We start from the raw sequence: 11,763 nt of genomic DNA, 5'->3' as shown, positions 1-11,763 counted from the left end.
GGCTCAGGCGTCGTCGCCGCGGGCCGGGCGCCGCGCCAGCCACCACTCCTGCACGACCCAGCACAGCAGGCCGGCGACGGCGCCGGCCGCGTGCGCGACGCGCACCACGCCAAACCCCCAGGCCGGATCGAACACCACCGGCGCCAGCCACGACTGCTCCACCCAGACCTTGGCCAGCACGCCCAGGCACAGCAGCACGCCGGTGACGCGCGCCAAGCCCGAGGCCCGCAACAGCCCGAGCGCGCCCCACAAGGCCAGCCCGTGCAAGGCGCCTGAGAGCCCGCCATACCACGCAATCGCCGGCACGCGCAGCACCACCACCTGCACCGCGATGCCGCAGGCAACCAGCACCAGCAGCAGGATGCGCGCACGCGCCACGCGCGCGGCGATGGCCAGCACGCCGGTGGCCGCCAGCGCGTCGGCCAGCCAGTGGTGTCCGTCCAGGTGCACCCACATGGCGGTGGCCAGGCGCCACCACTGGCCGTCCAGCCGCACCGCATCGCGCAGGTAGAGGCCGTGCGCATGCCACCACGGCATGAAGGTGAACCATGCCGACAGCGCCCACACCAGCGCGATCGCCGCCAGCAGCCCCGGCCACGATGCGCCGGCGGGCGCCGGCGGAACTGCCGCGTCAGGCTTCACCGAACACGGCCTGCCACAGCGCGCGCACCTGTCCGGTCTGCTGCGCCACCGACGCGGGCGCGACGCGCGCATGCGCCTGCCCGTCGAGCCGCAGCTGGTGCTGGCGCGCGCGGAACAGCCGGTAGGCATCGCCCACCGCCAGTGCCAGCGTGGCGTCGATCAGGCCCAGCTCGCCCGCTTCGCGCAGCAGTGCGATATTGCCCGCGTTGCGCGTCAGCTGCGGGTGCGCACGGCTGTGCAGCAGCACCAGGTACTGCACCGTGAATTCGATATCGACCATGCCGCCGCGATCGTGCTTCAGGTCGAACAGGTCGGTCGGGTTGGGATGGCCTTCGGCGACCTTGCGGCGCATCTGCACGATCTCGTCGCGCAGCGCGGCGGCATCGCGGCCCTGGCACAGCACCTCGCCGCGCAGCGCCTCGAAGCGGTCGCCGATGGCGGCGTCGCCGGCGCAGAAGCGCGCGCGCGTCAGCGCCTGGTGTTCCCACACCCAGGCGGTGTTGTCGCCTTCGCGCAGCTGGTAGCGGCGAAACGCCTCGAAGCTGGTCACCAGCAGGCCGGCCGCGCCGTTGGGGCGCAGCCGCGTGTCGACGTCGAACAGCGCACCGGCGGCGGTATGGCTGGTCAGCCAGGTGATCAGCCGGCGCGCATAGGCGGAGTAGACGTCGGGCGCGCGCTCATGGTCATCGTCGTACAGGAAGATGATGTCCAGGTCCGAGGCATAGCCCAGTTCCTTGCCACCCAGCCGGCCGTAGGCAATCACCGCGAAGCGCGGCGTGTCGCGGTGGCGCGTGGCCAGCTGGCGCCAGACCGTTTCCAGCGTGGCCTCGAGCATGGCATCGGCCAGGTCGGACAGGCGGTCGGCCACCTGCTCCACCGTCAGCATGCCCTGCAGGTCCTGCAGCAGCACGCGGAAGGTCTCGACATGGTGCTCGCGCCGCAGGATGTCCATCTGCTGCTCGATCTGGCCTTCGGCGGCCAGCAGCCGCTCATGCAGGCGCTTGCGGAAGGCGGCCCAGTCGGGCGCGCCAGCCAGCGCATCGCTGTCCAGCAGTTCGTCCAGCAGCTGCGGGTGCCGCGTCAGGTAGGCCGCGGCCCAGCGCGAGGCATGCAGCGTCTGCGCGACGCGGTCCATCGCCTGCGGGTATTCGGACAGCAACGACAGGTAGGAGGCGCGGCGGCTGATCGCCTCGAGGAAGTCGATAAAGCGCGCGATGGTGCTGTCGGCGTCTTCCTGGCGCGCGGCCAGGTCGAGCGCGCGGTTCACCAGCTGGTCGAAGCGCGCGCGGCTGGACTCGGACAGCGCGCGGTAGCGCAGCGACGAGGCGATCGCGCGCAGCCGGTCCAGCAGCCCGGTGCAGTCGGTAAAGCCGGCGGCCTGCAGGCGCTGGCAGGGCGCGGCGTCATCGCCGCAGGCCGCATCGTCCTGCTTCTGTTCCGGGTTGTCCTGCGCTTGCGCGGCGTTGTCGTCGAACACGATGCCCGGCCACAGCGCTTCGCACGGGGCGGCATCGGGATCCGAGAAGGTGGCCTCGAACTGCTGCGCCACCGGCTCCTGCAGCGCCGCCAGGCGCGCCAGCAGTTGCTGCCAGTCGGCGCAACCCATCATCTGCGCCACCGCCAGCTGTTCTTCGGGCGAAGTCGGCAGGTGGTGGGTCTGGGCGTCGTCGCGGTACTGCAGCCGGTGTTCGAGCTGGCGCAGGAAGCGGTAGGCATCGCCGAGCTGCTCGGCCTGGCCGGCGGGCAGCAGCCCGCGCTCTACCGCCACCGCCAGCACTTCCAGCGTCGGGCGCACGCGCAGTGCCGGGTCCTGGCCGCCGCGGATCAGCTGGAACACCTGCGCCATGAATTCGATCTCGCGGATGCCGCCGCGGCCCAGCTTGATATTGAACGACCGCTGGTTGACGCCATGCCCCGCCAGCCCGCCGCTGCGCTTGGCGGCCTCGCTGCGGATCTGCGCGTGCAGCGAGCGGATGGCGGCGATCACGCCGTAGTCCAGGTAGCGGCGGAACACGAAGGGCGTGGTCAGCCGCGCCAGCAGGCTGGCGGTGCGCTGCGCATGCGGCGTGTCGAGCGCCGACACCACGCGGCCCTTGATCCAGGCATAGCGCTCCCACTCGCGCCCCTGCACCACCAGGTATTCCTCCAGCATGCCCAGGCTGCACGCCAGCGGTCCGGCGTCGCCGTTGGGGCGCAGCCGCATGTCGACGCGGAACACATAGCCGTCGGCGGTCACCTCGGCCAGCAGGTTGATCAGCCGGCGGCCGAGACGGATGAAGTACTCGTGGTTGGACAGGCTGCGCGAGCCGCCCTGGGTCTCGCCGTCCTCGTCATAGAGGAAGATCAGGTCGATGTCGGACGAGACATTGAGCTCGCGCCCGCCCAGCTTGCCCATGCCCACCACCACCAGTTCCTGCACCTCGCCGCTTTGGGCGCCGACCGGGCGGCCAAAGGTGGCGGCCAGGTCGTCGCCCAGCATCGCCAGGCCGTGCTGGATCGCCAGCTCGGCCAGGTCGGTCATGGCGCCGGTGACCTCGCCCAGCGTGGCCAGGCCGCGCAGGTCGCGCTCGATCACCGCGCACATCACTTCGGCGCGCAGACGGCGCAGGCTGCGCTTGGCGGATTCCTCGGCATCGGCCGAGGGCTCGTGCAGCGCCTGCAGCCGCGCCTGCATCCAGGCGCGCGTCAGCGGCTGGGCGGCCGCGGCGGCCAGGATGGCCGGCAAATCCGGCCGGGCCTGCAGCACGCGGCGCGCGTAGTGCGAATACGCAGCCGAGTACAATACGTGGCCGCCCGCGTGGCCAGCCCCGTCAGCCGGCTGCAGCTCCTGCGCCGCGGTGATGGCGAAGGCGCCGGCAGCCATGGTGCCGGCGCCCGGCCCCGGCTGCGGGTCCGCCGGATTGGCCGGATCCGGTGTGGCGCGCGCGCCATGTTGGTCAGCAGCGTCGCCAGCGGCGGAACTCGTCGGTTCAGAGGCAGTCATTCCAGTATTTGAAATGCGAGAAAAGGTGCGGCCCGTGGTTGGTCCCGCGGTTCACCTGCTCGCGTCCTGTTGTCCGCGCAGCGGGCGCGCCATCGTGGCTATTGTCGCTTTGGGTGCGCGCAGCTTGCGCGTTCTTGTTTCAGCCGGCCGGGCACCAGATTGGAGAGCGGCTAGTATTGTCGGATAATCTGCGCATGTCCAGCCGCGCCCCACAACCCGCTGATGGTTCCCCCCCCAATGGCGGCGCGGGCGGGCAGGACGCCGCCTCCACCCTGGCCCCGCCACACCCCGTGAATCCCCCGGCCAACGATGCCACCAGCGCCCGGCGCAACGATTCCGCCGGCGCGTTCCTGCGCGCCTGCACGCGCGGCGTGGCGGCAGCCGTGCGCCACCCGTTCTGGCGCGGGCTGGGCCGCGCGCTGGTGCGGCTGGCGCTGGTGCTGGCCGCGCTGGCGCTGGTGGCGGGCCTGCTGATCCGCTTCGTGCTGTGGCCGCAGGCGTCCACCGCGCGCCAGTGGCTGGAAGAACGCGGCTCGGTGGCGCTGTCGGCCAAGGTCAGCATCGGCGCGCTCGATACCTACTGGGACGGCTGGCACCCGGCCTTCCGCGCCCGCGGCCTGCGCGCCGTGGACCGCGAACAGCGCGTGCTGCTTGCGGCCGCCACGCTCGACGGCAAGCTGGCGTGGCGCTCGCTGTTCAGCATGAACCTGCAGTTCGTCAGCCTGGGCGCGACCGGCACCGACATCCTGGTGCGGCGCACGCCCGAGGGCCGGCTGCTGGTCGGCGGCATGCTGGTGGACGCGACCGGCGGCCAGCAGGACGACGATCGCTTCCTGGGCTGGCTGATGTCGCAGGGGCGCGTGGCGCTGTCCGACGGCAAGCTGCGCTGGCTGGACGAGAAGGCACGCCTGCCCCGGCTCGATATCGGCGAGATCCGCCTCGACACCCGCCGCGACGGCGCGCGCCATACGGTGACGCTGGAAGCGCGCTCGCCGGCGCTGGGCCCGAGCCCGCTGGTGGTGCAGTCCTCCTTCAGCAACGACTACCTGCACAGCGCCGGCAACTGGCGCTACTGGACCGGGCAGGCCAGCTGGGACCTCGGCCAGCTGCAGCTGCCGGTGCTGCAGCGCTACCTGGCGATATTCGAGCGCGCCGCCAGCGGCACCTTCAGCACCGACGGCAGCATTGAATTCCGCCAGGGCCGCATCGTGCGCAGCCAGACCCGGCTGCGCGCCAGCGGCGTCGACCTGCAGCTGGCCGGCGCCTCCGCCCCGCTGCGCCTGGCCAATGCGCAGGCCTTCCTGCTGCACCGGACCGAACGCGACGGCAGCAACCTGCTGACCGTCGACACCCTGCTCTGGCAACCCCAGCCCGCCAGCGACGACGAGGGCACCCCCGCCGACAGCACCTGGCGCGAAGGCATGCGCAAGGTCACCCTCGGCTGGGCCACCGGCAAGGACGGCACCCTGCGCAAGTTCTCGCTGAAAGCGCCCACGCTGGACCTGAACACGGTGCGCGCGGCGGCCAGCTCGATGCCGCTGGACACCGCGGTGCTGCGCCGGCTGCGCGCGCTGCAGCCGGCGGGCCACATCGACAACCTCAACGTGAGCTGGAGCCGCGAGCGCGCGGGCATGCTCGAGCGTGGCGGCGGCAGGCCTCTCTACAGCGTGCAGGGCACGCTGCGCGACGTCTCGGTCAACGGCCAGCCGGCCGTGCCCGCGGTGGACGCCAGCGGCCACCCGCGCCTGGGCACGCCTGGCTTCTCGCACCTGTCCGGCACCTTCTCCTTCGATGACCAGCAGGGCAATGCCCGCTTCGAAGGCAACGGCGCGGCGCTGGTGCTGCCTGGCCTGTTCGAGGAGCCGCGGCTGCCGTTCGACCAGATCGGCGGCGAAGTGCGCTGGACCCATGCCGGCGGCAAGCTCGCGGTCACGCTGGACGGCGTGCGCTTTGCCAATGCCGATGCGGCCGGCTCGGTGCGCGGCACCTGGCGCGCAGGCGGCGACGGTGTCTCCGGCATCGCCGACCTGAGCGGCGACATGACCCGCGCCCAGGTGGCGCGCGTGCCGCGTTACCTGCCGCTGAGCATTCCGGCCGGCACCCGGCACTACCTGGCCGGCGCGCTGGCGGGTGGCGAAGCTGCCGGCGTGAGCTTCGTGCTGCGCGGCGACCTGGCGCATTTCCCGTTCCATGCCCCGCACGAGAAGGCCGGCGAGTTCCGTGTCGAGGTGCCGATCGAACACGTCAGCTACCAGATCGCCCCGCACCAGACCGCAAGCGGCACCACCACCGGCGCGCAGGCATGGCCGACCTTCACCGACATTGCCGGGCGGGTCGTATTTGACCGCGGCGGCATGACGTTCCTGGCGAGCCGGGCCACGGTCCACGATATCCCTGGCGTCACGCTGCTGGACGTCAAGGGCCGCATCGACGACCTTGGCCCGCGCGGCAAGCTGATGATCGACGGCGGCGCCAGCGGACCGGTACAGGGCTTCCTGCGCTACATCAACGCTTCGCCGGTGCGCGAATGGACCGGGCACGTGGCCGATGCGGCGCAGGCCCACGGCAACGGCGAACTCAGGCTCAAGCTCGACATGCCGCTGGAACACGCCGATGCCGCCAAGGTGGAGGGCCGCTTTCGCTTCCCCGGCAACGATGTCGTGCTCAGCCCGCAGCTGCCGCAACTGGGCCACGCCAACGGCACCATCACGTTCAATGAACACGGTTTCGGGCTGGAGAACATGCGGGCCCGCTTCCTCGGTGGCGAGATCCGGCTCGGCGGCGGCACCCAGCCTGACGGCGCCACGCACGTCACCGCCAGCGGCAGCGTCTCGGCCGCCGGGCTGCGCGAGGCCGCCGCGGGCTCGGCGCTGGCGCCGGTGGCCGCGCGGCTCGAAGGCAGTACCAGCTACAGCGCCGTGATCGCCACGCGCGAGCACCAACTGCAGGTGCAGCTGAGCTCCGAACTGAATGGCATGGCGATCGGCCTGCCCGCGCCCCTGGCCAAGGCTGCAGCGCAAGACCTGGCGCTGCGCGCGGACCTGCGCCCGGCCAGCGCCCCGGGCCGCGCCGGCACCAGCGAGCTGGTGCTGCAGCTGGGCCATGCGCTGAACGCGCGCTACCTGCTGCGCCGTGACCAGGGCGGCGGCATCGACGTGCTCGCCGGCGCCATCGGCGTGCAGCAGGCGGCGCCGCCGCCCGTGGCCGGCGTCAGCGCCGCGGCCACCTTCGACCAGCTCGATATCGATGCGTGGCGGGCGGCCTTCGGCGGCGGTGCCGGCAGCGCGGGCCCCGCCGAAGCGCCCTCGCCCTTCCTGCCTGGCCGCATTGCGCTGCGCGCGCGCGCACTGCACGCCATGGGCCGCAAGCTCGATGAGGTGGTGCTCGACGCCAACCGCGAGGCCGGCGGCTGGAACGCCAAGATCGACTCGCGCCAGGTGGCCGGCGCGGTGCAGTGGCGTCCGGCCGGGCCCTCGGCCACCGGCTCGCTGCAACTGCGCCTGGCGCGCCTGAACGTGCCCGATGCGAGCGACGAGCACAACGTGGTGGACGCGCTTGCCAGCAGCATCGACGAGCTGCCCGCGATCGACCTGGTGGCCGACCAGTTCATGCTGCGCGGGCATGACTTCGGCAAGCTTGAAGTCAAGGCCCATACCGGCACCAGCGCTGCCGACCCGGTCTGGACCCTGGACAAGCTGCAGATTGAGCAGCCCGGCGCCACCCTGACCGGCAGCGGCAGCTGGCGCGTGCCGCGCCGGCTGCGCGCCGACGCCAATGCCGAGCGCCGCACCCTGTTGTCCTTCAGCATCGATGTGCGCGATGCCGGCGCCACGCTCGACCGCCTGGGGCTGGCACACACGCTGAGCGACGGCAAGGGCAAGCTCGAAGGCCGCGTGGCCTGGCGCGGCTCGCCGCTGTCGATCGACTACCCGACGCTGTCCGGCAAGCTGTCGCTGGACCTGGAGAATGGCCAGATCCTGAGCGTGGACCCCGGCGCGGCGCGGCTGCTGGGCGTGCTCAGCCTGCAGGGCCTGCTGCGCTTTGCCACGCTGGACTTCCGCACCCTGTCAGGCCGCGGGCTGGTGTTCGACCGCATTGCCGGCACCGGCACGATCGAGAGCGGCGTCGGCACGATCCAGGACTTCGAGCTCAGGAGCCCGCAGATCATCGCCAGCATGAGCGGCACCGCCAACCTGCTGCGCGAGACCCAGGACCTGCGCGTGGATGTGGTGCCGCGCATCAACGCCACCTCCACCTCGATCGCGGCCGCCTTTATCAACCCGGTGCTGGGCATCGGCACGCTGGCCGCGCAACTGCTGTTTGCCGACGAGTTCTCCAAGGTGTTCACCCAGCACTACCGCATCAGCGGCAGCTGGGCCAACCCGCAGATCGGCAAACTGGAGGACAATAAGGCGCAAGCCCCGACCTTCCAGAACCGCGCGGACCCCGCCCTCCCGCGCTGAGGAAAACAACGCCCGCCCCGCCTATGACTGCACCCGCCGCCGCCGCCCCGTTCCGCGTTGCCGCCGTCCAGACCGTGACCGGCACCTCGCTCGATGCCAACCTGGCGCGCGCCGACGCGCTGATCGCCGAGGCCGCAGCCGGCGGCGCGGCACTGGTGCTGCTGCCCGAATACTTCTGCATGATGGGCCGCTCCGAAGCGGACAAGGTGGCCGTGCGCGAGCACGACGGCGACGGCCCGGTGCAGCAGTTCCTGGCCGATGCGGCACGCCGCCACGGCATCTGGCTGGTCGGCGGCACGCTGCCGATGTGGTGCGACGACCCGGCGCGCGTGTACAACACCTCGCTCGCCTTCAATCCGAGCGGCGAGCGCGTGGCGCGCTATGACAAGATCCACCTGTTCGGCTTCACCCGCGGCACTGAGAGCTACGACGAGTCGCGCACCATCCTGGCCGGGCGCACGCCGGTCAGCTTCGACGCGCCCTGCGGCCGGGTGGCGATGTCGGTGTGCTACGACCTGCGCTTCCCCGAGCTTTACCGCGGGCTGGCCGCCGGCGACGGCACCAGCTTGATTCTGATGCCGGCCGCCTTCACCTACACCACGGGGCAGGCGCACTGGGAGATCCTGCTGCGCGCCCGCGCCATTGAAAACCAATGTTATGTGCTGGCCGCGGCACAGGGCGGCAAGCATGAGAACGGCCGGCGCACCTGGGGCCATTCGATGCTGGTCGATCCGTGGGGCGAGGTGCTGGCAACGCTGCCTGAGGGCGAAGGCGTGGTCGGCGGCGTGATCGATCCCGCGCGCCTGGCCGAGGTCCGGCAGAACCTGCCGGCACTGCGACACCGGGTGCTGTAGCATGTACGCAACCGCGGGGGCCGCCACTGGCGCCCGCCCAGAGAATTTTTTGCCGCGCCGGCCGCAAGCCGGTGCGTCCCCAGGAAGAAAGGACATCTCATGAACGCCGGCGATCTCGGAATCCGCAACCTGGCCACCGCGCAGCAACTGCTGCTGGCACCGTACGGCCTGGACGAGACCAAGCTCCAGCGCGTGCTGGCCGATATCTTCACGCACAAGGTCGACTATGCCGACCTGTACTTCCAGTACACCCGCAACGAGGCCTGGAGCCTGGAAGAAGGCATCGTCAAGTCGGGCAGCTTCAGCATCGACCAGGGTGTGGGCGTGCGCGCGGTCTCGGGCGACCGCACCGCCTTCGCCTATTCGGACGACATCAGCCTGGCGGCGCTGTCGCAGGCCGCGGCGGCCACGCGCACCATCGGCCGTGCCGGCAACGGCCGCGTCAAGGTGGCCGGCGAGCTGGCCACGCACGCCGGGCGCAACCTGTACGCGCCCAACGACCCGCTCGACTCCATGAGCGCGGCCGAGAAGGTGGCGCTGCTTGAGCGCGTCGAGCGCATGGCGCGCGCCAAGGATCCGCGCGTGGTGCAGGTGATGGCAGGCCTGGCCGGCGAATACGACGTGGTGCTGGTGGCGCGCAGCGACGGCGTGATCGCCGCCGACGTGCGTCCGCTGGTGCGGGTCTCGGTCACGGTGATCGCCGAACACGGCGGGCGCCGCGAGGTCGGCTCTTCCGGCGGCGGCGGCCGCTATGCCTATGGCTACTTCACCGACGAGCTGCTGCAGAAGTATGTGGACGAGGCCGTCTCTTCGGCCCTGGTCAACCTGGACGCGCGCCCGGCCCCGGCCGGCTCGATGACCGTGGTGCTGGGCCCGGGCTGGCCCGGCGTGCTGCTGCATGAAGCCGTCGGCCACGGCCTGGAGGGCGACTTCAACCGCAAGGGCTCGTCGGCCTTTGCCGGCCGCATGGGCGAACGCGTCGCGGCCAAGGGCGTGACCGTGGTCGACGACGGCACGCTGGCCAACCGCCGCGGCTCGCTCAACCTGGACGACGAAGGCAACCCGACCCAGTGCACCACGCTGATCGAGGACGGCATCCTGCGCGGCTATATCCAGGACACGCTCAACGCGCGCCTGATGAAGATGCCGGTCACCGGCAACGCGCGCCGCGAAAGCTATGCCGCGCTGCCGATGCCGCGCATGACCAACACCTACATGCTCAACGGCGACAGGGATCCGCAGGAGATCATCGCCAGCGTCAAGCGCGGCCTGTATGCGGTCAACTTCGGCGGCGGCCAGGTGGACATCACCAACGGCAAGTTCGTGTTCTCGGCGAGCGAGGCCTACATGATCGAGGACGGCAAGATCACCTACCCGGTCAAGGGCGCGACGCTGGTCGGCAACGGCCCGGAATCGCTGAAGGATGTCACCATGATCGGCAACGACATGCGCCTGGACTCGGGCGTCGGCGTGTGCGGCAAGGAAGGCCAGAGCGTGCCGGTGGGCGTGGGCCAGCCGACGCTGCGCATCGAGAACATGACGGTGGGCGGCACCGCCTGACCAGTCCGGCGATGACGAAGACGGGACCCTGCGGGGTCCCGTTTTTCATGGAATCGCCCAACCTTACGGCCGCACTTCATACACCAGGTTGAACGGCGTCTGCGCCGCGCGGCGGAAACTGCTGAAGCCGGCCTGCTCAACCACTGCGCGCATGCGCGCCTCGCCCGCCTGCGCGCCCAGGCACAGGCCGACTTCCTGCGCGCGCGACGCCGGCGTGCAGATGAAGGTGGACGCGGAATAGAACACCCGGCCCAGCGGGTTCAGGTTCTGCTCCAGCGTGTCGTTGGCAAACGGTTCCACGATCATCCAGGCGCCATCGGCACGCAGGGTCTCGCGCACGTGGCGCGCCGCGCCGACCGGATCGCCCATGTCGTGCAGGCAGTCGAACACCGTCACCAGGTCATAGTCCTTGCCGTCGTAGTCCTTGGCGGTGGCCACTTCGAAGCGCACGCGCTCGGCCACGCCGGCGCGGCGCGCGGCTTCGGCGGCATGGCGCACCGAAGGCTCGTGGTAGTCGAAACCGACAAAGCGCGAGGCCGGATACGCCTGCGCCATGATGATGGTCGACGCGCCGTGGCCGCAGCCCACGTCCGCCACCGATGCGCCCGCCTTGAGCCGCGCCTCGATGCCGTCCAGCGCGGGAATCCATTCGGAGACCAGGTGCGCCGCGTAGCCGGGCCGGAAGAAGCGCTCGGTGCCGTGGAACAGCGCGGGATCGTGCTCGTGCCAGCCCAGCCCGCGGCCGTTGCGGAAGATATCGATCACCTTCGGGATGGCGCGGAACTGCGCCACCGCGATCTGGAACGCGCCCGGGATAAATGCGAGGCTGCCCTCCTGCGCCAGCGCATAGGCCTGCTCTTCGTTCAGGCTGAACTGCCCGGTGGCCGGGTCATAGTCGACGTAGCCGCTGGCCGCCTGTGCCGACAGCCATTCGCGCAGGTAGCGCACGTCGGTATGGGTCTTTGCCGCCAGCACTTCGGCGGTCATTGCTTTTTCCGCCATGGCCTTGTACAGGCCGAGTTCATCGCCCACCACCACGGTCGCGGCATGCATCACCGCGCCGATATCGTTGACGAATTTTTCCATGAAGGCATTCAGCCTCGCTTCATCGACGCTCATGATGCACCTCCCCGTGCTCACTGCTCCCCGGTTCCAATATAGCCCCCGGTCATGTCGGGGAAAGCCGAAAAGCAGCGGCGGGGCAAGGCTTGCGCGGCAAGACTGCAAGGCGCCAGGAGATCGGTGCGCCAGCACACCGCAT

The 11,763-nt window shown here is 70.9% G+C and carries 6 protein-coding genes; 3 read left to right on the top strand and 3 right to left on the bottom strand.

Going from position 1 to position 11,763, the window contains the following annotated elements:
- Nucleotides 1–3 precede the first annotated feature (3 nt).
- Both rrtA and glnE read right to left on the bottom strand, forming a co-directional pair.
- A complete protein-coding gene (gene rrtA, locus AC3WLE_RS17710) occupies nt 4–642 on the bottom strand; it encodes a rhombosortase (RefSeq protein WP_492320873.1) in 639 nt (212 codons plus the stop codon).
- On the bottom strand, nt 632–3,505 hold the full coding sequence (glnE, locus tag AC3WLE_RS17705) for a bifunctional [glutamate--ammonia ligase]-adenylyl-L-tyrosine phosphorylase/[glutamate--ammonia-ligase] adenylyltransferase (RefSeq protein WP_492340389.1): 2,874 nt from the start codon (nt 3,503–3,505) through the stop codon (nt 632–634). Before glnE ends, rrtA begins: the two co-directional genes overlap by 11 nt.
- A 314-nt stretch (nt 3,506–3,819) precedes the next feature.
- Here glnE and AC3WLE_RS17700 point away from each other — a divergent pair, with 314 nt between their 5' ends.
- From AC3WLE_RS17700 to tldD, 3 genes are all read left to right on the top strand, one after another.
- Nucleotides 3,820–8,088, top strand: coding sequence for a YhdP family protein (locus tag AC3WLE_RS17700; protein ID WP_492363585.1), 4,269 nt, complete (start codon nt 3,820–3,822; stop codon nt 8,086–8,088).
- A 23-nt stretch (nt 8,089–8,111) separates the two neighbouring features.
- Nucleotides 8,112–8,942, top strand: a complete 831-nt coding sequence (locus tag AC3WLE_RS17695; protein ID WP_492357531.1) for a carbon-nitrogen hydrolase family protein — start codon at nt 8,112–8,114, stop codon at nt 8,940–8,942.
- 99 nt (nt 8,943–9,041) lie between these two features.
- Entirely contained in the window at nt 9,042–10,502 is a 1,461-nt protein-coding gene (gene tldD / locus AC3WLE_RS17690) for a metalloprotease TldD (protein ID WP_492357530.1), read from the top strand.
- 63 nt (nt 10,503–10,565) lie between these two features.
- Here tldD and AC3WLE_RS17685 read toward each other — a convergent pair whose 3' ends face one another.
- Nucleotides 10,566–11,621, bottom strand: a complete 1,056-nt coding sequence (locus tag AC3WLE_RS17685) for a class I SAM-dependent methyltransferase (RefSeq protein ID WP_492320876.1) — start codon at nt 11,619–11,621, stop codon at nt 10,566–10,568.
- Nucleotides 11,622–11,763: the final 142 nt, after the last annotated feature.

The sequence above is a fragment of the Cupriavidus sp. FW306-1B-F12B genome, assembly GCF_058781795.1.
The sequence above is the reverse complement of the archived record's forward strand: the minus strand, read 5'-3'. Positions and strand labels throughout refer to the sequence as shown.